This is a genomic window from Lachnospiraceae bacterium JLR.KK008 (assembly GCA_037015955.1).
In the GTDB taxonomy this organism is placed as follows: Bacteria; Bacillota; Clostridia; order Lachnospirales; family Lachnospiraceae; genus VSOB01.
Genome location: CP143548.1, coordinates 2,177,208 through 2,202,762, shown reverse-complemented (window position 1 = coordinate 2,202,762; position 25,555 = coordinate 2,177,208). Strand labels below are relative to the sequence as shown.

The 25,555-nt window shown below is 49.4% G+C and carries 21 protein-coding genes and 1 pseudogene; 16 read left to right on the top strand and 6 right to left on the bottom strand.

Translation table 11 applies throughout. The features are described 5' to 3' along the window. Position 1 precedes the first annotated feature (1 nt). From V1224_11035 to V1224_11025, 3 genes are all read left to right on the top strand, one after another. On the top strand, positions 2-1,339 hold the full coding sequence (locus tag V1224_11035; GenBank protein ID WWR15018.1) for an MATE family efflux transporter: 1,338 nt from the start codon (positions 2-4) through the stop codon (positions 1,337-1,339). 112 nt (positions 1,340-1,451) lie between these two features. Continuing rightward, positions 1,452-2,357: a YafY family protein gene (locus tag V1224_11030; GenBank protein WWR17470.1), complete on the top strand. Its 906-nt coding sequence runs from the start codon at positions 1,452-1,454 to the stop codon at positions 2,355-2,357. Between the two features lie 23 nt (positions 2,358-2,380). After that, complete coding sequence (locus tag V1224_11025; protein ID WWR15017.1) at positions 2,381-2,704, top strand: TfoX/Sxy family protein; 324 nt, start codon at positions 2,381-2,383, stop codon at positions 2,702-2,704. Positions 2,705-2,801: 97 nt separating this feature from the next. On the opposite strand, the gene V1224_11020 is transcribed toward V1224_11025, so the two are convergent. Then, complete coding sequence (locus tag V1224_11020; protein ID WWR15016.1) at positions 2,802-4,679, bottom strand: cyclic nucleotide-binding domain-containing protein; 1,878 nt, start codon at positions 4,677-4,679, stop codon at positions 2,802-2,804. 306 nt (positions 4,680-4,985) lie between these two features. Here V1224_11020 and V1224_11015 point away from each other — a divergent pair, with 306 nt between their 5' ends. The 9 genes from V1224_11015 to V1224_10975 are packed head-to-tail and all read left to right on the top strand — an operon-like array spanning position 4,986 to position 18,343. Then, entirely contained in the window at positions 4,986-5,453 is a 468-nt protein-coding gene (locus V1224_11015) for a hypothetical protein (protein WWR15015.1), read from the top strand. Positions 5,454-5,467: 14 nt separating this feature from the next. Continuing rightward, positions 5,468-6,052 (top strand): TetR/AcrR family transcriptional regulator, encoded by a 585-nt coding sequence (locus V1224_11010; GenBank protein WWR15014.1) that lies wholly within the window; start codon positions 5,468-5,470, stop codon positions 6,050-6,052. A 16-nt stretch (positions 6,053-6,068) separates the two neighbouring features. Then, positions 6,069-9,854, top strand: a complete 3,786-nt coding sequence (locus V1224_11005) for a phosphoribosylformylglycinamidine synthase (GenBank protein ID WWR15013.1) — start codon at positions 6,069-6,071, stop codon at positions 9,852-9,854. Between the two features lie 36 nt (positions 9,855-9,890). Continuing rightward, positions 9,891-11,066 (top strand): carbamoyl phosphate synthase small subunit, encoded by a 1,176-nt coding sequence (locus tag V1224_11000; GenBank protein WWR15012.1) that lies wholly within the window; start codon positions 9,891-9,893, stop codon positions 11,064-11,066. Continuing rightward, positions 11,059-14,256, top strand: a complete 3,198-nt coding sequence (gene carB / locus V1224_10995) for a carbamoyl-phosphate synthase large subunit (protein ID WWR15011.1) — start codon at positions 11,059-11,061, stop codon at positions 14,254-14,256. Before V1224_11000 ends, carB begins: the two co-directional genes overlap by 8 nt. A gap of 46 nt (positions 14,257-14,302) precedes the next feature. Continuing rightward, on the top strand, positions 14,303-14,950 hold the full coding sequence (locus tag V1224_10990) for an epoxyqueuosine reductase QueH (protein WWR15010.1): 648 nt from the start codon (positions 14,303-14,305) through the stop codon (positions 14,948-14,950). Between the two features lie 18 nt (positions 14,951-14,968). Beyond that, positions 14,969-16,744 (top strand): arginine--tRNA ligase, encoded by a 1,776-nt coding sequence (gene argS / locus V1224_10985; GenBank protein WWR15009.1) that lies wholly within the window; start codon positions 14,969-14,971, stop codon positions 16,742-16,744. 43 nt (positions 16,745-16,787) lie between these two features. Next, a complete protein-coding gene (locus tag V1224_10980) occupies positions 16,788-17,936 on the top strand; it encodes an SPFH domain-containing protein (GenBank protein WWR15008.1) in 1,149 nt (382 codons plus the stop codon). Beyond that, positions 17,933-18,343: a hypothetical protein gene (locus tag V1224_10975; GenBank protein ID WWR15007.1), complete on the top strand. Its 411-nt coding sequence runs from the start codon at positions 17,933-17,935 to the stop codon at positions 18,341-18,343. The genes V1224_10980 and V1224_10975 overlap by 4 nt, the downstream gene beginning before the upstream one ends. A gap of 888 nt (positions 18,344-19,231) precedes the next feature. On the opposite strand, the gene V1224_10970 is transcribed toward V1224_10975, so the two are convergent. The 4 genes from V1224_10970 to V1224_10955 all read right to left on the bottom strand — a co-directional run bounded on the left by V1224_10970 (position 19,232) and on the right by V1224_10955 (position 22,313). Next, the gene (locus tag V1224_10970) at positions 19,232-20,224 is read right to left on the bottom strand and encodes a recombinase family protein (protein WWR15006.1); all 993 of its coding nucleotides are present in this window, start codon (positions 20,222-20,224) and stop codon (positions 19,232-19,234) included. Positions 20,225-20,440: 216 nt separating this feature from the next. Continuing rightward, the gene (locus tag V1224_10965; GenBank protein ID WWR15005.1) at positions 20,441-21,199 is read right to left on the bottom strand and encodes an ABC transporter permease subunit; all 759 of its coding nucleotides are present in this window, start codon (positions 21,197-21,199) and stop codon (positions 20,441-20,443) included. After that, positions 21,196-22,113, bottom strand: a complete 918-nt coding sequence (locus tag V1224_10960) for an ABC transporter ATP-binding protein (GenBank protein WWR15004.1) — start codon at positions 22,111-22,113, stop codon at positions 21,196-21,198. Before V1224_10960 ends, V1224_10965 begins: the two co-directional genes overlap by 4 nt. Continuing rightward, a complete protein-coding gene (locus tag V1224_10955) occupies positions 22,110-22,313 on the bottom strand; it encodes a PLDc N-terminal domain-containing protein (GenBank protein ID WWR15003.1) in 204 nt (67 codons plus the stop codon). The genes V1224_10960 and V1224_10955 overlap by 4 nt, the downstream gene beginning before the upstream one ends. Positions 22,314-22,494: 181 nt before the next feature. Between V1224_10955 and V1224_10950 the strand changes: the two genes are divergently transcribed. Continuing rightward, positions 22,495-23,049 (top strand): helix-turn-helix domain-containing protein, encoded by a 555-nt coding sequence (locus tag V1224_10950; GenBank protein WWR15002.1) that lies wholly within the window; start codon positions 22,495-22,497, stop codon positions 23,047-23,049. Between the two features lie 178 nt (positions 23,050-23,227). On the opposite strand, the pseudogene V1224_10945 reads toward V1224_10950, so the two are convergent. Continuing rightward, positions 23,228-23,615, bottom strand: a pseudogene (locus V1224_10945) (plasmid mobilization relaxosome protein MobC). Between the two features lie 322 nt (positions 23,616-23,937). Between V1224_10945 and V1224_10940 the strand changes: the two are divergent. From V1224_10940 to V1224_10930, 3 genes are read left to right on the top strand one after another with little or no spacing between them, the layout of a single operon-like run. After that, positions 23,938-24,060, top strand: a complete 123-nt coding sequence (locus V1224_10940; protein WWR15001.1) for a hypothetical protein — start codon at positions 23,938-23,940, stop codon at positions 24,058-24,060. A 31-nt stretch (positions 24,061-24,091) separates the two neighbouring features. Next, on the top strand, positions 24,092-24,397 hold the full coding sequence (locus V1224_10935) for a zinc ribbon domain-containing protein (protein ID WWR15000.1): 306 nt from the start codon (positions 24,092-24,094) through the stop codon (positions 24,395-24,397). Beyond that, the gene (locus V1224_10930; protein WWR14999.1) at positions 24,384-24,935 is read left to right on the top strand and encodes a hypothetical protein; all 552 of its coding nucleotides are present in this window, start codon (positions 24,384-24,386) and stop codon (positions 24,933-24,935) included. Before V1224_10935 ends, V1224_10930 begins: the two co-directional genes overlap by 14 nt. The last annotated feature ends 620 nt before the right edge of the window (positions 24,936-25,555 follow it).

The following is a 25,555-nucleotide window of genomic DNA, read 5'->3' as shown; positions in this document are numbered from 1 at the left end:
TATGGCAAGAATTCGTTTATCGGAACATTTTACATATGGAAAGCTGCTTCGCTTTGTGATGCCTTCGATCATGATGATGATCTTCACTTCCATATACAGTGTTGTGGATGGATTATTTGTATCTAATTTTGTGGGAAAGACACCGTTTGCAGCGATCAATCTGATCGCTCCGGTGACAATGGTCTTAAGCGCTTTCGGTTTTATGGCCGGGACGGGCGGAACGGCGATTATCGGTAAGACACTCGGAGAAAAAAAGACGGAGGAAGCAAACCGTTATTTCTCACTGATCATCTATACGGTGATGATTGGCAGTGTTGTTCTGGCGGCGGTCGGGCTATTGGTTCTCGGTCCTCTGGCAGCCGCGCTTGGCGCGACAGGGAGCTTATTGGACAACAGTTTATTATATGGAAGAGTGACCTTTCTGGCGCTGCCGTTTTTTATGCTGCAAGTGACGTTTCAGAGTTTTTTCGCTGCAGCGGAGAAACCGACGCTTGGCCTTGGCGTCACTGTGATCTCGGGCGTAACGAATATTGTGATGGATGCGTTATTCATTATAGTCTTTGAGTGGGGGCTGTATGGGGCGGCCTTTGCCACGGCGCTCAGTCAGGTGGCGGGTGCGGTGATACCGGTCGTATATTTTGCTCTGCCCAATGACAGTCTGCTGCGTCTGACGGCTAAGACGAAGTGCTATCCGGCGATACTGTGGAAGATGTGTACCAATGGCTCTTCGGAGATGGTGAGTAATTTAGCCAGTTCCCTGATCGGTCTGTTATATAATTATCAGTTGATGCGTCTTCTGGGGGAAAATGGAGTTGCCGCCTATGGTATTTTGATGTATGTCGGATTTATCTTTGCGGCGGTAAATTTCGGGTATGTGATGGGCTTTGCGCCTGCCGTCAGTTTTCAATATGGGGCGGGAAATGACAGAGAGCTGGGCAATCTGTTTAGCAAAAGTATTCTGCTTATGAGCGCAGCCGGAATTGTGATGTTTTTGACGGCCAGGTTACTCGCCCGCCCGATGGCGGTCATATTTGTGAGTTATGATGTAGAGCTTTTGGAACTGACCGTATATGCATTTCATATTTTTGCCTTTGAATTTCTGACTAACGGCCTGAATACGTTTGCCTCCGCTTTTTTCACAGCGCTGAATGACGGGAAGGTATCGGCTATTCTTGCTGTTGTGCGCACATTTTTATGTAAGACGGTGAGCATCTTATGGCTGCCCGTTGTCTGGGGCGTGGACGGAATCTGGGGTGCGACGGCGGTCGCGGAGGCAGTCAGTCTGCTTGTGACGATTTTCTTTCTTGTCAGAAAGAGAAAGAAATATCATTATGCCTGAAACATGACAGAATAATGTCGTGTTTTTCATGGTATTCTGGACAATGAGGGGAGCGGGTTGGCGTATCCTGCGATCACTTATGACAGGAACAGTTGTGACATGGAGGGAGATCATGAAGATCGACAGACTGATCGGTATCTTATCGATACTATTACAAAAGGATCAGGTGACGGCTCCTTACCTGGCAGAGCGGTTTGAAGTCTCCAGACGGACGATTAACCGCGATATTGAAGACTTGTGCAGGGCAGGGATTCCGGTTGTGACAAGGCAGGGGACTAACGGCGGCATTTCGATCATGGAAAACTTCAGAATAGACCGTGCCTTGCTGACCAATGAGGAGATGCAGGATATTCTGGCGGGACTGCGCAGTCTGGACAGTGTGAACGGAACCAATCGTTATGGACAGTTGATGGAAAAGCTGCTGGCGGGCTCATCAGATCTCATGGCGGTACACGCTTCCATGCTGATTGATCTCTCATCCTGGTATAAAGATTCTCTTGCGCCGAAGATCGCACTGCTCCAACGCGCGGTCAAAGATGCGGCGGAGGTGAGGTTTGTCTATTATTCACAAAAAGGAGAATCAGCGCGGGAGATAGAACCTTATTATATGATCTTTCGCTGGGGGGACTGGTATGTGTGGGGATGGTGTAAGAGCCGCGGGGATTATCGACTGTTTAAATTGAACCGCATGGAAGAGCTGCACCTTTCCGGGCAGAAATTTGAAAAGAGACCGACCGTCCTGCCTGATCTGAGTAACGAGCGGGTCTTTCCGGGCGGCATCCATGTGAAGATACTGTTTGAAGCCGGCTGTAAGTGGAAGCTGATCGAAACGTTTGGCAGGGAGTGCGTGAAAGAACAGGCAGATGGGAAACTCCTGTTTGAAGCGGATTACACGGACAGGGAATATCTGCTGACATGGATTATGGGATTTCGGGAACGGGCAATCGTTCTCGAACCGGAGGAGCTGCGCGGAGAGATCAGAAGCAGTCTGGAGAAAATGTGGCAGAATTATCAATGATATGAGCGAGGGAGGAAGAGATTATGGCAGATAAAGAGTTGGCACAGTATATTACGGATCAGCTCTCAGGGCTGGAAGAAATTCGCTATATACCGATGATGGGCGGTTATGTGTTTTACTATCGGGAGCGCATTTTCGGAGGGATCTATGAAAATGGTTTTCTCGTAAAGGACACGAAGGCGGGCAGACAGTATATGCCGGACAGTGTGCCGGAGCCGCCTTATCAGGGAGCCAAAGAGATGTTGCCGGTGACGATACTGGAGGACCGGGAACTGCTTCAGAAGATGGTGTCTGAGATGTATGGGGAGCTGCCGGAGAGAAAGCCGAGAAAACCGAAAAAGAAATAAGACGCCAGGGCTGGCAGCAGCCTGCCAAAAACAGAGAATCCCGCAAAATGCAGGATTCTTTGTTTTTATAGGGGTTCGGGTGTGTAAAGGCTTTTCATCAGCTCTTTAAAAATTCTCTCTGTCTCTGAATCTCTTCCGGGATGTCAGCGCCCGTTTTCTCTATTTTCGTGCACAGCATATCAAGGTGGTGCTGCTTCTGATTGAGGGTCAACTGGTAGCGTTCGATCAGATCTTTGTAAAGTGGATGCTGCCTGAGGGTGTTTCTGGCAGACACGGCGAAGGGGCAGTAGGTGAAGAGAATGGCCCGCGCCAGCTTGTTCAGGCGGGGTGCTCCTTTGCCCTCGAAAGCGATCCACATCATGTAATCCATGACGAACATTTCTTTGATACTGTTTTTGGCCTTTTGCAGGCTTAATTTTATTTTTTCCTTTGCTTCCGGGGACAGATCATGGTTTCGCCTGTAGAACTGGGCATAGTCGGTGTACTCGCTCGTAAGAGAGGGCTCCGCGATATTGTTCCAGTGGGCTCCCTGGATTCGCTTGCACATTTCCCAGCGGAATTCTCCGGTCATATGAGTCAGCAGCTTGGAAATATTTTCCAGGGCAATGACGGAGATCATCATCCGGGCAGGCGTTGTCCGGCGTTTGCCCTCGATTTCCTGCCACATCGCACCTCTGATTCCCGCATTGGGCATGAGGATAATATCGGGGAGGATTTCCACATCCAGATATTCTCTCATAATGCCCCGTTTCTCGTCTGCGTAGCCGGTCTCTCTGTAGAAGGCGGAAAAATCGACGTCCAGGATGGAGCGCATGGTCCGGTCGATTCTGCCGGGCGTTACGATCGTGTCGGGCAGAGGCTTTAGCAGATTGTGGGAGGACAGGATCGGGCAGAACGTAGAGATCCTTCCGAATGTCATCTTATTTGCGATCGGAAATACATTGTCCAGTTCGAACCGGACTTTATCGATATTGGAATCGAGAAGTTCTTTTTCCTGCTGCGCGGTAATGTTGCCGGAATTTTTCTGTTCCCGCAGGTAGGCCGGGTAGTCAAGATCAAATTCGTTGCGGGAAGGTTCTTTCCTGCCCTGGTAGACAGCAAGGAGCCATTCATATAACGTATAGATGCCCCGTTCGGGCGCACCCTGATAGGAGTCTGCGACGGAGAGCAGCCACACACTGTTTGCCGCGCCCGCCAGGGAGGCGTCCACAAAGCCGAATGTTAAAAACAGTCTGACGGAAGCAGGCATATCTTCCCGCTCGAGACTTGCCTCAAAGACACTCTTATATACTTTATAGAAATCAGCTGTGAGTGTATTTCGCATCGCTCTGTCGACATCCTGTGTACTGTCCTTATCCGGCATTGCCTTGTAGGTTGCAATATCCTTCTGGAAACGCTGCGCCAATTCCTCCTCGCAGTTTCCATAGCTGAGGATCTCGGAGAGAGCATTTGCCAGCTGTGGCGGAATGTCTTCACTGTCAGCCATGTCCGGGATGGCAATATCGGGAGCGGGCGGCTGCGGCTGTTTTTGCATCGCTTCCCTTTCCAGTTCGTCAGTTTCCGACTGGATCTTTCTGTCGTCTTCATCAATGACCTTCGGTTCTTCGCTGATGTCGCTGGCATCCGCATTCTCTTTGCTCTGCTTTGCATAATGATTGAGCAGAGCGCTGGAAAAACGCGCGCTGGAAGTGAAGAACAGGTGCATGACATTGGGTTTGCTCTGGAACAGAGCCAGTAACTGTGGCAGACCGGTGAAGGCGTAAGGTAGGAGTGATGAATCTTCTGCGGCAGTGTATGTGCAGGAATGAATCCCTGTCTTAATATCGTGAATGCCGATGACATCCCCCTTTGAAAGCGTCAGTTTGCCGCCGGGAAAGGCAACCTGCACCGTTCCCTCTCCGACTACATAGAGTTCTTTTAACGGTTCGCCGGCCCGGCAAATGAGCTGTCCTTTTTGAAATGTGATAATCGCCATAAATCCTCCTGTGACATGTGTGTCATAAAATAGTTATCTCGCTGTGGTGATCGGCAGGCAGGACGCAGAAGTGAATACGATCTCACAGACGGGGTTTTCAAATCATGTATTTTATAGTATAGCGGAATTTGTCATATTGCACAACGAAAATTTGCAAAATTGTACAAACTGACAGGAATAAACAAAGGCGTCTGTTTATGACAGAGGGATCCTCTGAAAATTTTTCCTCCAGGAAGCTGTACATAATTCAAAAATATGATAGAATAAAAGACAAGTATGTCATAAAGTAAAAGGGAAGGATTGTCAATGGGAAGCGAAAGATTAAGTGTGGAAGAACTTGTGGAATATTATAAGCCGGATGTAGAGAGCCTGACAGGTTTTATTCCCTGGCTGAAGTCAAACCGGGGAAGCGAGACGACGACGATCTACAGTGAGGAAGAACTGAGCAGACATTCGATCACCTTTCCGGTGTATGACGAGACTTTGATGCGTTTTGTAAAGACGGCACAGGCCAGCAGTCTGATCGACCGCAATTATGTGTATGTCTATTCCCGCAACCGGATTCGCACCGTTCAGGATGAACGGAGGCTGATCGGCCGCGCCACAATCCGGGAGATGGGAGATCTGTGGGGTATTCTTTCCAAATATATATTGAAGGGCAGGACGAAAGCGGCGCTTTGGTCCGAAGGAGTGAGAAATGGTATCTATTTGGACTTGTTGTTGAAAATGGAAGAACTTCTTGCATTCTGGGACAAGCATGGGAAGGAAAGCTAGAGAGGGATACATATATGGGAGAAAAATCGGTTCAGAAAAAACAGTTCATTCTGGAGACAGCCAGGAAGATATTTATGGAAAAAGGCTACAAAGATGTGACGATGAAAGATGTTGTTGAGGCGTGCGGAATCAGCCGGGGTGGTCTGTATCTGTATTTCAACAGTACGAAAGATATATTTGAGGAAGTGCTGAAAACGGAGCGTCAGGAGACAGAAGAACTGTTTTCCGATCATGTGGGAGAAGAGGCGGATGCCTCCGATATGCTGGCGCTTTTTCTGAAAGAACAGAAACGGGAGCTCTTGCGGAAAAAGAACAGTCTGACAATGGCGGCCTATGAATTTTTCTTTGCCAATAAAGTGGCCAGGAAGGACAATGCGCTGCATGCGCGGTTTGACGAGGCGGTGACAGTGATTGAGGAGCTGATCATTGCAGGTGTGGAGAGCGGAGAATTCTACTGTGAGGACCCGCTTGGCTGTGCGCGCAATATCATGTATGTGCTCGAAGGTCTGAAAGTGACGGCGCAGACCGTCGGCATTTCGGAAAAAGCGGTGGATGATGAGTTGCTGTATATCATGCAGGGACTGGTAATCGAAGAATAGGATGGAGGATGCGTTGATGGAAAGTGTGCGACGAATTTATGTGGAGAAAAAAGAGGCGTTTGCGGTAAAAGCGAAAGAGCTGCAGGAGGAGATCACAAACTATCTGGGGATCGATCATGTGGAAAAAGTGCGGGTGTTCATCCGCTATGATGTGCAAAATATCAGCGATGAGACGTATCAGCTGGCATGCCGGAGCGTTTTCTCCGAGCCTCCGGTAGATCTTTTATATGAAGAAACACTGCCTGTGGAGGCAGGGGCCCGTGTATTTTGCGTGGAATTTCTTCCGGGTCAGTTTGACCAGAGAGCGGACTCGGCTGTGCAGTGCATCCGTTTCCTCAATGAAAGCGAAGAGCCGATTATCCGCACTGCCGTCACTTATGTGCTGGAGGGGAATATCACGGACCGGGAACTGGATAAAATCAAAGCCTACTGCATCAATCCGGTAGATTCCAGGGAGACGGATCTGACAAAACCGGATACACTGGAGATCGTCTACGAGGAACCGGAAGACATACCGGTCATGGACGGTTTTTGCCAGATGGGGGAGACGCCGCTTCGTGATCTGTATGCTTCCCTGGGGCTGGCGATGACTTTCCAGGATTTTCTGCATATCCAGAATTATTTTAAGAAAGAACACCGGGAGCCGACGCTAACCGAGATCCGTGTGCTTGACACGTATTGGTCGGATCACTGCCGGCATACGACATTCTCCACGGAATTAAAAAATGTTACGTTCGAGGATGGATATTACAGATCTCCGCTGGAGACGACGTGGCAGTCTTATCTGGACACGAGGGAGGAGATCGTCAAAGGGAAAAAAGACAAATATATCTGCCTGATGGATATGGCTCTGATGGCCATGAAAAAGCTGAAAAAAGATGGCAAGCTGCAGGATCTGGAGGAATCGGACGAGATCAATGCCTGCTCGATCGTTGTGCCGGTGGAGATTGACGGCGAGGCGCAGGAATGGCTTGTCAGTTTTAAAAACGAGACACACAATCATCCGACGGAGATCGAGCCTTTTGGCGGGGCGGCCACCTGTCTGGGCGGGGCGATCCGCGACCCGTTATCGGGACGCTCTTATGTGTATCAGGCGATGCGCGTTACAGGGGCGGCGGATCCGACTGTCCCTGTAGAACAGACGATCAAGGGCAAACTGCCGCAGAAAAAGCTGGTGCGGGGCGCAGCGCAGGGGTATTCCTCCTACGGTAATCAGATCGGTCTGGCGACCGGCTATGTGCGGGAGATCTATCATCCGTCGTATGTAGCCAAGCGGATGGAGATCGGTGCAGTGATGGGCGCCGCTCCGAGGAAAAATGTGATCCGGGAAAGTTCCGATCCGGGAGACCGGATTATCCTGCTCGGCGGCAGGACCGGCAGAGACGGCTGCGGCGGCGCGACAGGTTCCTCCAAGGTACACACGGAGAGTTCGATCGAGACATGCGGTGCGGAAGTGCAGAAGGGCAATGCCCCCACGGAGCGCAAAATACAGAGATTGTTCCGCAGGGAAGAAGTGAGCCGTCTGATCAGAAAATGCAATGATTTTGGGGCGGGCGGTGTGTCTGTCGCGATCGGCGAGCTGGCCGACGGTCTGATTGTCGATCTGGACAAGGTGCCGAAAAAATATGCCGGTCTGGACGGTACGGAGCTCTCCATCTCGGAGTCTCAGGAGCGGATGGCCGTGGTCGTCGATCCGGGCGATGTGGAAAAGTTTCTGGATTATGCGGCGGAAGAAAACCTGGAGGCTGTGGAAGTGGCGACAGTGACAAAAGAGCCGAGACTGGTGCTTCGCTGGCGCGGAAAAGAGATCGTCAATCTCTCCAGAGCATTTCTCGATACGAACGGCGCGCATCAGGAGACGAATGTCTTTGTCAATGTTCCGTCCAAGGAAGACAATTATCTGAAAAAATTCGCGATTCCGGCGGTGGAAGAGGCGTTAAAGGAGAAAGATATTAAGAAGGCATGGCTTGCGACGCTGTCTGATCTGAACGTATGTTCTCAAAAAGGACTCGTGGAAATGTTTGACGCTTCGATCGGTGCGGGCAGTGTCTATATGCCTTATGGCGGTAAATACCAGTTGACGCCGACACAGTCTATGGCGGCCAAACTTCCGGTCCTTCACGGAAAGACAAATACCGTGACGATGATGAGCTATGGATTTGATCCGTATCTGTCGTCCTGGAGTCCCTATCACGGGGCTGTCTATGCGGTCATGGAATCGATGGCTAGGATCGTGGCTGCGGGCGGTGATTACCGGAAAATCCGCTTTACCTTCCAGGAGTATTTCCGGCGGATGACCGAGGAGGCCAGTCGGTGGAGCGAGCCGTTTGCAGCGCTTCTGGGAGCATACGACGCGCAGATCGGGTTTGAACTTCCGTCGATCGGCGGCAAGGACAGTATGTCCGGCACATTCAATGACATCGACGTGCCACCGACACTTGTTTCCTTTGCGGTAGACATTGCCGATTATCATGATCTGATCACGCCGGAGCTGAAAGAGGCCGGGAACCGGCTGATTCTGTTCCCGATCGAGAGAGATGAGTATGACCTGCCGATCTATGAGAGCGTGATGGATCTCTATGGCAGTCTGGCAGAGCTGATCAGAGCGGGAAAGATCGTATCGGCGTATGCGCTGGATGCCTACGGTGTGGCAGCGGCTGTCAGCAAAATGGCATTTGGCAATCAACTCGGAGTGACGTTTGACAACGCATTCGGTGTGAAAGAGCTGTTCCGCAACGGTCTTGGCGGTATCGTAGCCGAAATGACCGGAGATGTGACCGCCGATCTGGAGGAGCGGGACATCGACTATGCGATCGTGGGACAGGTGACACAGGAGCCTGTGTTTGTCTGTGGCGATATGCGGCTTCCGGTGGAAGAGGGACTGCAGGCATGGAAGGGCACACTGGAAAAGGTATTCCCGACCAAAGCGGAAAAAGGCAGTGATCCGGTGGAAAAAGACTGCTATCAGGCAGATCATATTTATATATGTAAAAATAAGGTGGCAAAACCGACGGTTCTGATCCCGGTATTCCCGGGCACGAACTGCGAATACGACAGTGCGGCGGCGTTTGAAAAGGCGGGAGCGCATGTGGTGACGAAAGTCTTCCGCAATCTCTCAGCAAAAGACATCCGGGAGTCGGTCGATGTCTTTGAGTCGGCGATTCGTCAGGCACAGATTATCATGTTCCCCGGCGGATTTTCTGCAGGCGACGAACCGGATGGCAGCGCGAAGTTTTTTGCCACGGCATTTCGCAATGAAAAATTAAAAGAAGCGGTGACAAAACTGCTTCAGGAGAGAGACGGACTGGCGCTCGGCATCTGCAACGGGTTCCAGGCGATGATCAAGCTCGGGCTTGTGCCGCACGGGGAGATCGTCGGCCAGAATGAGGATGCGCCGACACTGACCTATAATACGATCAACCGTCACATTTCCAGGATGGTATACACGAAAGTTGTCTCCAACAAATCTCCCTGGCTGGCAGAGACAGAGCCTGGCAAGACTTATGTTGTGCCGGCTTCTCATGGAGAGGGAAGGTTTGTGGCGCCAAAACAGTGGGTCGACAGACTGTTTGAGAACGGACAGGTGGCCACACAGTATGCGGATATTGCGGGCAATGTGAGCATGGATGAGGAGTGGAATGTGAACGGTTCCTATGCCGCCATCGAAGGCATCACGTCTCCGGACGGGAGATGCTTCGGTAAGATGGCCCACTGCGAGAGAAAAGGAACGGCAGTGGCGATGAACATCTACGGCGAGCAGGATATGCGCATCTTTGAATCCGGCGTGAGATATTTTCAATAGCAGGCAATTACTTAGAGAACAAAACAGGAGGTATCTATGAAGGCGTTTTTGATTTTGGAGGACGGTACGGTGTTTGAGGGCACACATATCGGAGCGGACAAAGAGATGATCAGTGAGATCGTTTTTAATACATCGATGGCGGGTTATCTCGAGGTGTTGACCGATCCCTCCTATGCCGGGCAGGCTGTCTGTATGACATATCCTCTCATCGGCAACTATGGTGTATGCAGTGAGGATATGGAATCGGTGCGTCCCTGGCCGGACGGCTTTATCGTCCGCGAGCTCTCCAGAATTCCCAGTAATTTCCGCAGTGATAAGACGCTTCCGCAGTTTTTGGAGGAGAATGGTGTGCCCGGCATTGCCGGGATCGACACCCGGGCGCTGACAAAGCTGCTGCGGGAAAAGGGAACGATGAACGGCATGATTACGACCAATGAGGCCTGTCATCTGGAGGAGATCATTCCAAAATTAAAAGCGTACACGACCGGGAAAGTCGTGGAAACAGTGACTTGTAAAGAGAAATATATGGTCAGGGGGTCCGTATCTCTGGAGGAGAACGGACCGATCTCCGGCAGTGCAGTCTATACGGGAGAGAAGGAAAAGAAACCCACGCTCGTGAAAGCGTTGAGCGGAAAAGGGAAAAAGGTGGCCCTGCTGGATCTTGGCATGAAATATAATATCGCTGATTCTCTGGCTAAGCGGGGAATTGATGTGACCGTATATCCGGCGTTTACAAGTGCGCAGGAGATTTTGGCGGACTGCCCGGACGGGATCATGCTCTCCAACGGGCCGGGAGATCCGAAGGAATGCACGGAAATTATTCGGGAAATCAGAAGCTTATATGAATCCGATGTGCCGATTTTTGCCATCTGCCTTGGGCATCAGCTGATGGCGTTGGCGACCGGCGGAGACACTTATAAACTGAAATATGGACACCGGGGCGGCAATCACCCGGTGAGAGATCTGAACACTGGAAGGGTCTATATCTCGTCGCAAAACCACGGCTATGTGGTCGATGTGGATAAACTGGACCCGACAGTCGCCGTCCCTGCGTTTGTCAATGCCAACGACGGCACCTGTGAAGGTCTCTCCTATGTAGGGAAAAATATTTTTACGGTCCAGTATCATCCGGAGGCCTGTCCGGGACCGCAGGATTCCGGGTATCTGTTTGACCGTTTTATCGAGATGATGGAGGTGGGAAAGAATGCCTAAAAATCCGAATGTGAAAAAAGTGCTCGTCATTGGTTCCGGTCCGATCGTGATCGGACAGGCGGCGGAGTTTGACTATGCCGGTACGCAGGCGTGCCGTTCCCTGAAAGAAGAAGGGGTGGAAGTGGTGCTCGTCAATTCCAATCCGGCGACGATCATGACGGACAGGGATATTGCGGACAGGGTTTATATCGAACCACTGACGGTGAAAGTACTGGAGCAGCTGATCGAGAAGGAAAAGCCGGACAGCATTCTGCCCACGCTTGGCGGACAGGCAGGGCTCAATCTCGGTATGGAGCTGGAGGAATCCGGATTTTTAAAAGCGCATCATGTGGCGCTTCTGGGTACGACGGCGGCGACGATCAAAAAGGCGGAAGACCGTCAGGAATTTAAAGATACGATGGAAGCGATCGGGGAACCGTGCGCGGCTTCCAAAGTGGTGGAAACGATTGAGGACGGGATCGATTTCGTAAAGCAGATCGGCTATCCGGTCGTACTGCGCCCTGCCTATACGCTTGGCGGCAGCGGCGGCGGGATCGCTTACAATCAGATGCAGCTGGAAGAAATACTGGCCAATGGGCTGCGCCTTTCCAGAGTGGGACAGGTGCTTGTGGAACGGTGCATTGCCGGCTGGAAAGAGATCGAATACGAAGTAATGCGCGATGGTGCGGGCAACTGCATTACCGTATGTAATATGGAAAATATTGACCCGGTAGGCGTACACACAGGCGACAGTATCGTCGTGGCGCCCTCACAGACGCTGGGCGATAAGGAATATCAGATGCTGCGCAGCTCGGCGCTCAATATTATCAGTGCGCTGGAGATCACCGGCGGCTGCAACGTGCAGTTTGCGCTGCATCCGACGAGCTTCGAATACTGTGTGATTGAGGTCAATCCCCGGGTGAGCCGCTCTTCCGCATTGGCCAGCAAGGCGACCGGCTATCCGATTGCCAAAGTGGCGGCGAAGATTGCCCTTGGCTATACGCTCGATGAGATCACAAACTCGATTACCGGCAAGACATGTGCCTGCTTCGAGCCGGCGCTTGATTACTGCGTCGTCAAGCTGCCGCGGCTTCCGTTTGACAAGTTCCTGACGGCAAAGCGCACGCTGACAACGCAGATGAAAGCGACCGGAGAGGTCATGAGTATCTGCCAGAATTTCGAGGGGGCTTTGATGAAGGCCATCCGTTCGCTGGAGCAGCATGTGGACTGTCTTCTCAGTTATGATTTCAGCGCGCTCTCCGTGGAGGAGCTGAAAGAGCGGATGAAGATTGTGGACGATCAGCGGATCTATGTGATCGCGGAGGCAATCCGCAGGGGGATTGATTATGAAACCATCCATGAGATCACAATGATCGACGTATGGTTTATCGATAAACTGGCGATTCTGGTCGAGATGGAGGCGGTGTTGAAAAAAGGACCGCTGACAAAGGAACTGCTGCGGGAGGCAAAACGGATCGAGTTTCCGGACTGCGTCATCTCCCGTCTGACGGGAATACCGGAAACGGACATTAAGCAGATGCGTTATGACAATGGCATTACGGCTGCCTTCAAGATGGTCGATACGTGCGCGGCGGAGTTTGCAGCCAGCACACCCTATTATTATTCCTGCTTTGGCAGCGAAAACGAGGCGGTGAGGACGACAGAACGGAAGAAGGTACTTGTCCTTGGCTCCGGTCCGATCCGCATCGGACAAGGCATCGAGTTTGATTACTGTTCGGTTCATGCGACCTGGGCGTTCTCAAAAGCGGGATATGAGACGATTATTATCAATAACAATCCGGAGACCGTGAGTACCGATTTTGATATTGCCGATAAACTGTATTTCGAACCGCTGACGCCGGAGGATGTGGAAAATATCGTCCGGCTGGAACAGCCGGATGGCGCAGTCGTACAGTTCGGCGGACAGACGGCGATCAAACTGACGGAGAGCCTGATGAAGATGGGCGTGCCCATTCTCGGAACGAAGGCGGAGGATGTGGACGCCGCGGAGGACAGAGAACTGTTCGACCGCATTCTGGAGCAGACACAGATCCCGCGGGCAGCAGGCGGTACGGTATATACGGCGCAGGAGGCGAAGGCGGTGGCAAACCGTCTCGGCTATCCGGTACTCGTGCGGCCGTCTTATGTGCTCGGCGGACAGGGGATGCAGATCGCCATCAACGATCAGGAGATCGAGGAATTTATGGAGATCATCAATCGTATCGCGCAGGATCATCCGATCCTTGTCGATAAGTATCTGCAGGGCAAGGAAATCGAGGTAGACGCGGTGTGCGACGGCACGGATATTCTGATTCCGGGCATTATGGAGCATATCGAGCGCACAGGTGTTCATTCCGGTGACAGTATCTCCGTCTATCCTGCGCATACGATCGACCGGAACGTGAAAGAGAAGATAGCGGAATATACGAGGCGGCTTGCGAAAGCGCTGCATGTCAGGGGACTGATCAATATTCAGTTCATTGCCATCGGCGATGACGTATATGTGATCGAAGTCAACCCCCGCTCGTCGAGAACGGTACCGTATATCAGCAAAGTGACCGGCATTCCGATCGTCGATCTGGCCACGGAAGTGATACTTGGCAAGACAATCCGGGAGCTTGGCTATGAGCCGGGGCTGCAGAAAGAGGCGGATTATTATGCGGTGAAGATGCCGGTATTTTCCTTTGAGAAGATCCGCGGCGCGGAGATCAGCCTGGGACCGGAGATGAAGTCGACCGGCGAATGTCTGGGCATAGCCGGTACGTTCCATGAGGCTTTATACAAGGCCTTTCTCGGCTCGGGCGTGGACCTGCCAAAATTCAGGCAGATGATCATCACGGTGAAGGATGCGGATAAAGGGGAGGCAATCGAGATCGGACGCCGGTTTGAGAAGCTGGGTTATACGATCTATGCCACGAGAAGCACGGCGGAGGCGTTGAAAGAGGCGGGTGTGAGAGCGCGCAAAGTCAACAAGATCCAGCAGGAGTCGCCGACTGTGATGGATTTGATCCTGGGGCATAAGATCGATCTGGTTATCGATACGCCGACACAGGGCAGAGACAAGTCAAGAGACGGCTTCCTCATCCGCCGGACGGCCATTGAGACCGGTGTCAACTGTCTCACGAGCCTTGATACGGCGAGGGCGCTTGTGACCAGCCTTGAAAATGTCCGGGCGGGCAATCTGACACTGATCGACATCGCGGCGCTATAGAAGATTTCACAGCAGGCAGGACAGGAAGCGGAACAGGCGGCAGGGAATGGAACATAAGAGGCGTAACTATCAGAGAGAACTGGAACAGATACTGTCACAGAAAGAGACGAAAGGCAAACGACTCTTTCTCCATAGCTGCTGTGCACCATGCAGCAGTTATGTGCTCGTGTACCTGCGGGAATTTTTCAGGATCACGGTATTTTACTATAATCCCAACATTACCGATGAGGAAGAATACCGGAAGCGGGCAAAAGAGCAGAAACGACTGATTGCCGCGCTGAATGAGGAGGAAGTGGGATTTCCGATTCGTGTGCAGGAAGGCTGCTATGATCCGCAGCGGTTTTTACAGGCTGTGAAGGGGCTGGAGCAATGTCCGGAAGGGCAGGAGAGATGTCGGCGGTGCTTTGCACTTCGGCTTGGTGAGACGGCAAAACAGGCGGCAGCGCAGGGATTTGACTATATGACAACGACGCTGACGATCAGTCCGCTGAAAAATGCGCAGACACTCAACGAGATCGGACAGCAGACGGCTCAGGCTTGCGGGACGGTATTTCTGCCGTGTGATTTTAAGAAAAAAGAGGGATATAAACAGTCAATCGAACTGTCCCGGAAATATGATCTGTACCGGCAGGACTACTGCGGCTGTGTCTTTTCCAGAGAGGAGAGAGACAGACGCCTGCACGGGGATGAATAAAAAGGAATAGTATAAATTATGGAAAAGATTCTTGATTTGATTTCAAAAGAAGTAAGGGCGGCGTTTGCCGCCGCTGGCTACGACGAGTCGCTGGGAAAGGTGACAGTCTCCAACCGGCCGGACTTATGTGAGTACCAGTGCAATGGAGCTATGGCGGGGGCGAAGCAGTATAAGAAAGCGCCGCTTTTGATCGCACAGGATGTAGCCGGGCGACTGTCGGACAGCAGTGTATTTGCCATGGCGGATGCGGTGGCGCCGGGATTTCTCAATCTGAAGATTACGGAGCGGTTTCTCAAAGAGTATATGCAGGGAATGCGCATGGCGCCGAAGTTCGGGCTGGAAGAGTCCGCCAAAAAGGAAACAATCGTTATTGACTATGGCGGGCCCAATGTCGCGAAGCCGCTCCATGTCGGCCATCTGCGCTCCGCCATTATCGGCGAGAGCGTGAAACGGATCGCCAGATATATGGGACATGAGGTGATCGGGGATATTCATCTGGGAGACTGGGGCCTGCAGATGGGCCTGATTATTACCGAACTGAAAGAGCGGAGGCCGGAAGCGGTTTATTTCGACGAATCTTATACCGGAGAATATCCGCCGGAGGCGCCGTTTACAATCTCGGAGCTGGAGGAGATCTATCCCACGGCCAGCGCCAGATCCAAGGAAGATGCCGCCTATAAGGAAAAGGCAATGGAAGCCACTTATAAACTGCAGAGCGGTGTCAGAGGATACCGGGCGCTCTGGCAGAAGATTATCGAAGTGTCGGTCGCAGATCTGAAGAAAAACTATGAAAAACTAAACGTGACCTTTGATCTCTGGAAAGGAGAGTCCGATGTCCATGACCGCATTCCCGGCATGGTCGCATCCATGAAGGAAAAGGGCTATGCCCATGAGAGTGAAGGGGCGCTCGTCGTGGATGTCAGGGAGGAGACAGATACAAAAGAGATTCCGCCCTGCATGATTTTGAAGTCGGACGGCGCTTCCCTCTATAATACGACAGACCTTGCTACGATCATGGAACGGATGGAACAAATCGGTCCCGGCGCGATCATTTATGTTGTGGACAAACGGCAGGAACTCTATTTCGAACAGGTGTTCCGGTGTGCGAGAAAAACCGGACTTGTGACACCACAGACGCGGCTGCAGTTTCTTGGCTTTGGCACGATGAATGGGAAAGATGGCAAGCCTTTTAAGACAAGGGAAGGCGGTGTCATGCGTCTGGAACATCTGCTTCACGACATCGATGAAGAGATGTACCGGAGGATCCGTGAAAGTGAATCGATGCGCGCCATTGAGCACGAGGAGGCAGAGCGGACGGCCAGACAGGTGGCGCTTGCCGCGGTCAAATATGGGGATCTGTCCAATCAGGCGTCCAAAGATTATATTTTTGACATTGAAAAATTCAGTTCTTCCGAGGGGGATACGGGCCCTTATATTTTGTATACGATCGCCCGCATCAAGTCGATTCTGCGCAAGTATGAGGAACAGGGGGGAAACTTGCAGGAAGCCTTGCTGCGGGAGGCGGCCGGTGCGTCCGAGAAAGCGCTGATGATGGAGCTGACTGGCTTTGGGGCTATGATGGAAGCGGCTTACAATGAGCTTGCGCCGCATAAGATCTGTGCGTTTATTTACAGCCTGGCGAATGCCTTTAACCACTTTTATCATGAGACAAAGATATTGACGGAGGAGGACGGGGAAAAGAAAGCGGGATGGATCGCCTTACTGCTGTTGACGAGAGATGTGCTGGAGACATGTATTGACCTGCTCGGCTTCTGCGCGCCGGAACGGATGTAGGCAGGACAGATTTATTTTGTGGGAGAACAGGGGGTAATCGATCATGGCAATCGGATTGAGTATAGCAAAAATCATTAAGTATGAGGGGCCGGGAGACGTTCTCGTCTGGAAACACCCGGAGGAGGACTTTAACACGGCGAGCCAGCTTATCGTACATGAGTCTCAGGAGGCTGTGCTGTTTAAGAACGGGCAGGCTCTGGACCGGTTCGGGCCGGGACGGTATACGCTGGAGACGAACAATATTCCGCTTCTGCGGCGGGTGATCAGCATTCCCACAGGCGGGAGGACGCCGTTTCACTGTGAAATCTATTTTATCAACAAAGCAGATGTTCTGAATGTCTTATGGGGGACGTCACAGCCGTTACCGATTCAGGACCCTGTTTATCACATTATTCTGCCGGTACGGGCGAACGGCCAGTTTACACTGCGTGTCACGGACAGCAGTATGCTGTTGAAAAAGCTGGTCGGCACGACGAGAGACATGTCGAAAGCCAGAGTGATTGAATTGTTCCGGGGGATGCTGATGACGAAGGTGAAAAGCCTGATTGCCGATCTGATGACAGCGCAGAAAGTGAGCTTTCTCGATGTTCACAGCCGCCTGAACCAGATCTCTGATCAGATCAGGCTGCAGGTGTCACCGATGTATGAAGAATATGGCATGAGAATCGCCCATTTCTTTGTCAATTCCATAACCGTACCGGATAACGATCCTGGGTATGTGAAGATTCGCACGGCGCTTGCGTCGGCCAAGGAAAAGGAGCTGCTCGCAAGAGGAGCCAGAGCCGAGATGGATATTCTCGGGTACAGCTATCAGGAAAAGAGGACTTTTGACGTGCTTGATAAGGCGGCGCAGAATGAAGGCGCCGGAGCAGGCATTGTGGGCGCTGGTATCGGTATGGGCCTTGGCGTCAATGTAGGTGGTATGGTAGGCAGCGCAATGGGCAGCGCGATGAGCAATATCGCCGGTAATTCTGCCATTCCAGGCGCCGCACTAACAGGGCCGGGGATGGGCGCGGATACGGTCAAATGTCTTTCCTGTGGGACGATGATCCCGCAGGGGGCGAAGTTTTGCTTCGAATGTGGTACAAAGATATGGCAGAACTGTCCGAAATGTGGTACGAAATTGAACGGAATCGTGAAGTTCTGTCCGGAATGTGGCAAGAGATTATATCGGGAGGAGCAGACAAAATGAATCTGGTGATCAAAAAACATATTGCGGCCATCTATGGCATTCTATTTATGGCATTTTCAGCTGTCATGGTCCTTGTATGGAATGAGAAAGATTTTGCGTTCTGGTGCTTTTACTTCAGCACGGTAATCATTCTGGCCAATCTTTTTTTGCTCCACTGCTGTACGGCAGGCGATCAGGACGGAAGCACTGCGATCGTGAACCAGTCGCTGTTCCTGCCGCCGGCGCTCTCCTATATCGCGATCTGTATCGTCACATGGATCAGTTCCATAAAAGGAAGCGGCAGTTATAACGGTTATCTGGCGATGGACATCGTGATCTTTGCCTTATCTGTCATTGCCCAGATCTGTCTCTTTCATGTCAGAAAGGGGATTGCAGCACGGGAGAAAGCCGGAGTGCGTGAAAGCTGAGATACCGGACGTCGGGGAGAAGACACCTTGCCAATAAGGGCATGGATTTTGTTTATCACAAATGCAGCGGAGACTATGATAATCTCCGCTGCGTTTGTGGTTAATGGTACGAAATGATTGGATCAGCAGTCATGGCAGACAAGTATAAGAATAAGGTTCCAAAGAAGGTATATAATGCGCCGTTGAGAGTAGAAGTGAAGCCATATGTGTAGGATTGGGATTGGTGATTAAGTGATTGAGATAGGGTGCTTATGTATAAGGAGCGTCGGATGTGAAAATATAGTTTCGCTTTGTGTTGAATTATATATAATTAAAATTAATAAAGTCAATTTGTGAGCGTGTGGTTGCCTTGAAAATATTTTATTGGTAGTTCATTAGAACAACTTAGTGGAAAATTATCCGGAAATAAAGTTATTTTTCTTTGCAAATGACACCCTGAAATTGCAAGTGACTTAAAATCAAAAAATATAAATCAAAGTACAAAGTTGTGTATCGGTGATTTTCAAATAACTGGTTTGTATCATGCATTTCAGGTAGCATTCAAAGAAAGTATAATAGATACCTTTCGAGTATTTGCGATTTCAACATTTAAGTCTGTTCAAATGATGCGATTGATGGCAAATATTTGACTCATCTATCGGACTTGTAATTTGAAAGAAAAGAAGATAAAAGATGACATTTACCATATAATACTGAAGATGTAAAAGAGGAATATTTGAATGATAAAGTGCAGTAAATGTAACGGCGTACCAGGCGAAAATGATGTAATGGTATGGAAATGCAATTCTTGTGGGAAAACATTTAAGACAACAAAAACACAATTACATAATATAGCAACGCTTAACAAGGGCACACAGGCCATAGTATAAAGCGCAGAGAGAAAGATTTTCAGATTTTCCGCTCAAACGAAACGCGGTCGCTGGCGGCCTGGACCTGGGAGAGAATGATGTCCGTCACCTGCCGTCGGTCCTCAAAGTCAATCGTGTTCCAGTTCTCCAGATGGGCAGACAGAAACTCAATTTTCTGTGGGGAGATTGTTTCCGCGTTCAGCGCCGCGATTTCCTTTATCAACCGTTGGCGGTTTGCGTCCAGCTCCTCGATTTTCCCGTTGGCATAGGACAGCAGAACCGCATTGGCCCCGGTCAGGGTGTTCAGCAGTTTTTCGATTTCGGCCTCCACCTGGGCAAGCTCCACATTTAGAGCGGTCAGCCTGGGGTTGACTGTCTCGGTCTTGGCGGTCAGGGTTTGAAATTCGGAGAGCTTCTTCACCATCTCCCCATAGACAAATTGCTCAAACTCCGCCGTCCGAAGCGTCCCGCAGTCCTCACAGCTTTTGTTGTCCGCCCTCTTGGAGCACCGAAGATACTGCGTCCCTGCCGGGTTGCTCACGCTCATAAGGGCATACCTGCAGCGCCCACATTTGATTTTTCCGGCCAGCCAGGTATTCCGGGCCTTGCGTCCTCCCTGGAACGTGATATTTGCCAGCAGCTTCTTTCTGCAACGTAACCAAGTATCAGCGGGGACAATGCCCTCGCTGGGGGCCAGCACAAGGATCTGTCCGCGCAGGTCCTTGTTTTTTCGCTCCTGCACGTCCCGGCCCTGGTAGAGATAGCAGCCGTTTGTCCCGGCGAAGTCCGCCGCGTCGTTGACCACCACCGCACCCTGACCCTTGAAAAATTCGTACAGCTTCAGGTCGGCCTGGGCGTAAATCGGGTTGCGGAGCAACTGAGAGATAAATCCCCGTTTCAATTCCTTGCCGTAAATCAGGATATTGTTTTCAGCAAAGTACCGGGCAATATCCCCGAACGACGTGGACGGCTCGGCGTACATCTCAAACATCAGGCGGGCTTTTTTTGACAACAGACTACGAGAAAAGAACATGACGATACCTCCCGGATACCGCTGTGTCCTTAAAAATGGGCAACTTTAACACACCCTCCGTTTTCCGTTTTTTCAAAAGAAAGCGGCGGTCTGAAATTTGTTATTTCAAAACCGCCGCAGGACTGCTTGTATTTTGTTCGGGCGTGTAGATACCAATCGCCGAACAACGGTTTTTGTTTTTATCAGGTTTTTTTCAAATCAATTTTACTTTTTTGATCAAAGCTGTTTCCCATCAAAAAGTATCGTTGCAATCCAAAGGTCTATGATTGTAATAGCAATAGAAATGACGGTTGGCATTAAAAATTCCGATACAGAAGTTATGCCGGAGATCAGCTCCACGTTCTTTGAGGTCAAAAGGAACGGATTGAATTTAGCCAGCGGTTCGACAATCCCCAGCAGGGATATGATCGCCACGATACCGCCGGTAAAAAGGATACTGGTGAAAGTCTGCTTGAAAACAACACAGCCAAGGAGCAGAATACTCAGGTACAGGAAACCGATCAGCCACAGATAAAACGCGGCAGTAAAGACATTGGAAAGCATTGTACCCGGCCATAAATAAGCTGTGTAGGAGTAGGTCGCAAGGAATCCGGTCCAGTAGCAGACGGTCATAAGAATTGCCGCCACAGTATATTTTGCGAAGATAACCGCCGAGCGGGGCAGGCCCTTTGTTACCAGCAGTACCAAAGTCCCCTTGGAATATTCACCAGACATACAACTGCCAAACAGGATAATAAACGCGCTGAACCCAACGCCGGAGATGTTCTTATAAAACTGCTCCCACGCATCCAAAGCAACAGGGGCCGACCCCATCTGCATATCCGCCGCCACCGCAGAGAGGATCTCCGGCATAAACTTGGCAAGGAAAGGACTGGTCAGCCCAAAAATCAGAAAGACAGCGAACAGGATAAGAAAGCGGTAGTTTTTCATGTTCTCAGTTAGTTCCTTCTTCAAAAAGGCAACATAGCCGTTCATTGTATCACCTCCAAAAACAGGCTCTCAAGAGACGGCTCCATAATCTCAATTTTGATGGGGCAAAGTGCCGTCTCCGCCAAAATGCGGAATACCGTATGCTGAACTTTTTCCATCTCCTGACTGTGTAATATGATTTCTTTCCCTTTTTCTTCCGCCGTGTTCAGCAAGGGCTGTATTGCCTCCTGACTTTTGAAGGTATGCAAGGCATCATCCCCAGAAAATTCCAGAAGTAGACTTTCGTGACCATGAAGGGCTTTTATTTCCGAAAGCGTTCCCCCGACAACGATCTTTCCCTGGTTGAGCAGGGCTGCATGGTCGCAGATTCGCTCCACATCAGACAAAATGTGTGTGGAAAACAAGACCGTTGTTGTGCCACTGATTTTGCGAAGAATATCCAGAATTTCTTTTCTGCCCACTGGGTCAAGGGCGCTGGTCGGCTCGTCACAAATCAACAGCTTGGGCCGGGTGAGTAAAGCCTGTGCGATTCCAAGCCGCTGTTTCATACCACGCGAAAAGCCGCCAATCGTCTTTTTGACGTTTCCCAGTCCCACCAGAGAAAGAAGTTCCTCACCCCTTTGATATGTTTCCGCCTTTGACAGTCCAATGATCTCTCCACATAACGCAAGGTATCTGATCGGGGTCATGTAATCGTAAAACTCCGGGACATCCGGCAAATAGCCGATATACTGATTTGTTTTCGTCTGCCCAAAGTGAACAGTCTCATTACAGACAGTAATCTCACCCTGATCGGGCCGCAGCAAACCGAGTACCATTTTCATGGTCGTTGTTTTTCCGGCTCCGTTTTGGCCGATGAAACCGAAAACACTTCCCTCCGGTACGGCCATATTCAAATTGTCAATGATCTTCTGTCCGCCGAAAGCTTTTGACAAGCCCTGCATTGTCAGTGCATTCATTGTTCCTCGCCCCTCCCAATAACAAAGTAAGTGATCGGGCCCATGAGTAGGAACACAACAACCACGACCAGCCAAAACACCTTGCTGCCAAACCGATAATGCGGATGCCGCAACACATGAAGCGCCGCAACCACAGCAAGAACAGCATCCAGCACTAAAACTGGAATGAGCAGCGGCAGTATTTCCAATAAAGCGTTCATTTGTAAATACCTCCCATAAATGATTTGATTGTGGATACTTGCATATCCAAAAGGAACCTCCTTTATATTTCCTTGCCGGTTATATTACCATAATGGGAATATAAAATCAAGGGCTTTGAGCAGGTGATTGACTTTTTATTTTCATCATGGTAATATTTCCAGGGAAAGGAGCGTGTTCTTCATGGATAAGCAACACCTGAATCTTAAAATTATGGAATGTGTTTCAAATCCAATCAAGTGCCGGTTGCTGATCGAGATACTGAAAAGCGGGGAGACAACTGCAAAACTACTTGCTGAAAAGTGTATGGATATTCCTCAAACCACACTATATCGAAACTTAAAGCGTATGACCGAAGATGGAGTTCTCAAAGTGGTAAGTGAAACACAGGTTAGAGGAACCGTTGAAAAGACGTATGCTGCGACCTTTGATCTGAACGACACCAATACGATGATTGGTGAGAACTCCGGAAAAATGTATATGCAGATGTTTTTGCAGTACATTTTGACCTTTGCGAAACAATTCCAGACTTATTGTGATGCTCCAGGTATTGATATTAAAAATGACAAATCAGGCTTTTCGCTGTCCTATGTTTATCTCACAGATGAAGAACTGGAAAATACTGCTGCCGCCATTTCCAAAACTTTGACCCCGCTCCAAAATAATAAGCCTGCTCCTGGTCGGAAATTGCGGACAATCGGAGTGATTATTTCTCCAGAGCAGCACAATACGAAGTAAAATACTGCTATAAAATACCATTATTATAGAGACTGCCGCAAAGAGCACCAAAAAAGTGCCGTCCCCGGTTTTGGTGCAGTTTCTGGGGTGGCATTAAACCCGCCAGAGCTTCTGACCACTGTGACCAGAAGTCCTCTTGTCTGCGGCTCCGTCGCTGACGCTCTTGGGCCTTATGTCCTTACAGCGTCACCACCTCCGAAAGTTTCTCCAGCAGTACAGAAAGAGGCCACCATAAATCCGTATAGACCTTTTGCAGGGTCTTGATTTCTTCGGGGGGGGTAAACTCCGCCACAAGTATTCACCCTGACGGCGATTGGATTGAGATTATTTGCACACCGCCTTTGCAGGGAAACGATCTCTTTGACTGGAGCAAGATCAACATGGAGCACATAGACTTTGAGAGCCATTTTTCTCATATATGCTGAAAGGTTGCGAATACCCACGTCTGCCATACGTTCCCGGATTTTTGCTTGTTCATCCGGGGACAGCCAGACACAGACAGACGTACTCCGAATACGCTTTTTCCCGGCGACCAGTGTTGACTGGTTTTCAGGGCTGCAAGACATTGAATTTTGACCGTTCACAGATACCTCCCATAAATTCAGATGTTGACAGTATTTCGATAAATCGGGCCTGGGGAATGATACTATACCAGCCCCTATGAAACCGGAGCTGGAAACCCTTGCGGGGCAAGGCTTTGAGATTGCTAATTTTCAACACATCAGCCGTGGACGAAGCGGGGGAAATGGGCGGGTCTCTTCTGGTCACGGTGTCCAGAAGATATACAAAAACACCGCTCCGATTTTTACCGGAAGCGGCGTTTTGTGTAAGGTTGACAGCCCATTAAATTGTCGTGTTTTTGTATGCTCTTGTTAAGGGAAGATATTGATGAAGAAAAAAGAAGATTTTGAGCATATTTTACTTAAATGTCCAGTATGTAAGAGTGGCTTAGACGATGGCAACGAAACCATTGTCTGGGAATGCGCTTGTGGTTCTTTAAATAGAGGGTAAGGAAGAAGTAGAAAATGTTCCAAAGAGTAATTTGGTTAAGTGTCCTGAATGTGGGATGGAAACCTCAAGAAAAGCTAAAAAATGTGTGCATTGTGGGAAAGTGTTTGTAGAGGATCAACCCCCAATGGGAATATGCGTCGATTGTGGTAGAGAAGTTCCCAGTGGTGCTACAGAATGTCCACATTGTGGTTGTCCGGTTGAAGAGGAGAAAGAAAAAGTTGCGGCATTACAACAAGTGGAAGTTGCTGGTGTAAAAGTAACAAAGAAGACAAAAAATATGATTGTAATGGCAGCTATCATACTTGTTTTGTGTGTCGTTGGTTGTGGGGGGTTATAAAATTTATTCTGATAAAAAATCAGAACGAGAGCGTGTTGAAGCTTATAATACCTATATAGATAATTTGACTTTTGCTCAGATTTGTATGGTTGCCGGAGGTAGAGATGCTGAATCACTATGTAACCTGACTTTAAGGGTATGGGGGAATTCCATTTATGAGGAAGAAGATAGTGAAACAGATCGATTCACCAGAAAAGATAATGGAAAAGGAGTTTTTTATGATGACTTTAATGACGCCCTTTTTAATCGGTATTTAGATGAAGATACTTCAGAGACAAGAAAAAGTATAGAGGAAAATCAAAAAACGGTTAAGCAGATAATAAAAGATTTGCAAACTGTGCCTGAGGGACTCGAAAAATGCTATGATACTGTTTCAGACTTATATGATGCATATAATACATATAATACGCTGACAGAGCTAGCTGTTAATCCATCTGGAAATTATAACGGATATAGTTCTAATAAGGCTGAAGCCGTTTCTGAATTTATGTCATTATATGAAAAATTGGATAATCAGATACCGAATAAAAAGGAATAGAAGACAGACAAAGGATAATTTTCTTGTTTAAGGCAAAAGATAATTTTCATTAATTATACCGAGAACAGATTATTTTATTGTGTAGTAGTATTGTGGCTGAAATTCTAATGTGTACGTTAGATTTTTAGAGGTATAAGAGGGTTTAGAAGGGTATATTTTTATATAGGGGTATATCCGTATATATGGGATTTTATTTTTGAATGGAAACATCACCCCCCCCTATTAGTTCGGTAGGTTCAAAACTACCTGCTGCCATATTATCATCATACAGACCCAAAATAAACACATTACAAGCCGATTCCAGCCCCCCTTGTCAAGTAGACAGCTTAAATATAAATATCTAATATAAAGTGCCGGGAATGACCATGCGGATATGCGTGGTCATTTTCTGCGTGCCCTCTTTTTCTTTATATTTCTCAATGCGTTTATTTGTCTGTTTTTACAGATGCAGAAGTGAAAAGAATTGCTAAATATATCAGTGAGAATGAATCAATAATAAATTATGGTATATTACTGGTATTCCAGACAAGAGTTGGGGTATGGGGAGCTTTGTATGGAGGATAGTCTATCGGGGTAAAAATGGGGAGTTTTTGAGGTTAATAGACACTTTATTCATTATA

What these genes read in the sequence shown, in the direction of transcription:
- V1224_11035 (WWR15018.1), top strand. Translation starts at nt 2, where the DNA reads ATGGCAAGAATTCGTTTATCGGAACATTTTACATATGGAAAGCTGCTT.
- V1224_11030 (WWR17470.1), top strand. Translation starts at nt 1,452, where the DNA reads ATGAAGATCGACAGACTGATCGGTATCTTATCGATACTATTACAAAAG.
- V1224_11025 (WWR15017.1), top strand. Translation starts at nt 2,381, where the DNA reads ATGGCAGATAAAGAGTTGGCACAGTATATTACGGATCAGCTCTCAGGG.
- V1224_11020 (WWR15016.1), bottom strand. Translation starts at nt 4,679, where the DNA reads ATGGCGATTATCACATTTCAAAAAGGACAGCTCATTTGCCGGGCCGGC.
- V1224_11015 (WWR15015.1), top strand. Translation starts at nt 4,986, where the DNA reads ATGGGAAGCGAAAGATTAAGTGTGGAAGAACTTGTGGAATATTATAAG.
- V1224_11010 (WWR15014.1), top strand. Translation starts at nt 5,468, where the DNA reads ATGGGAGAAAAATCGGTTCAGAAAAAACAGTTCATTCTGGAGACAGCC.
- V1224_11005 (WWR15013.1), top strand. Translation starts at nt 6,069, where the DNA reads ATGGAAAGTGTGCGACGAATTTATGTGGAGAAAAAAGAGGCGTTTGCG.
- V1224_11000 (WWR15012.1), top strand. Translation starts at nt 9,891, where the DNA reads ATGAAGGCGTTTTTGATTTTGGAGGACGGTACGGTGTTTGAGGGCACA.
- carB (WWR15011.1), top strand. Translation starts at nt 11,059, where the DNA reads ATGCCTAAAAATCCGAATGTGAAAAAAGTGCTCGTCATTGGTTCCGGT.
- V1224_10990 (WWR15010.1), top strand. Translation starts at nt 14,303, where the DNA reads ATGGAACATAAGAGGCGTAACTATCAGAGAGAACTGGAACAGATACTG.
- argS (WWR15009.1), top strand. Translation starts at nt 14,969, where the DNA reads ATGGAAAAGATTCTTGATTTGATTTCAAAAGAAGTAAGGGCGGCGTTT.
- V1224_10980 (WWR15008.1), top strand. Translation starts at nt 16,788, where the DNA reads ATGGCAATCGGATTGAGTATAGCAAAAATCATTAAGTATGAGGGGCCG.
- V1224_10975 (WWR15007.1), top strand. Translation starts at nt 17,933, where the DNA reads ATGAATCTGGTGATCAAAAAACATATTGCGGCCATCTATGGCATTCTA.
- V1224_10970 (WWR15006.1), bottom strand. Translation starts at nt 20,224, where the DNA reads ATGTTCTTTTCTCGTAGTCTGTTGTCAAAAAAAGCCCGCCTGATGTTT.
- V1224_10965 (WWR15005.1), bottom strand. Translation starts at nt 21,199, where the DNA reads ATGAACGGCTATGTTGCCTTTTTGAAGAAGGAACTAACTGAGAACATG.
- V1224_10960 (WWR15004.1), bottom strand. Translation starts at nt 22,113, where the DNA reads ATGAATGCACTGACAATGCAGGGCTTGTCAAAAGCTTTCGGCGGACAG.
- V1224_10955 (WWR15003.1), bottom strand. Translation starts at nt 22,313, where the DNA reads ATGAACGCTTTATTGGAAATACTGCCGCTGCTCATTCCAGTTTTAGTG.
- V1224_10950 (WWR15002.1), top strand. Translation starts at nt 22,495, where the DNA reads ATGGATAAGCAACACCTGAATCTTAAAATTATGGAATGTGTTTCAAAT.
- V1224_10940 (WWR15001.1), top strand. Translation starts at nt 23,938, where the DNA reads ATGAAGAAAAAAGAAGATTTTGAGCATATTTTACTTAAATGTCCAGTA.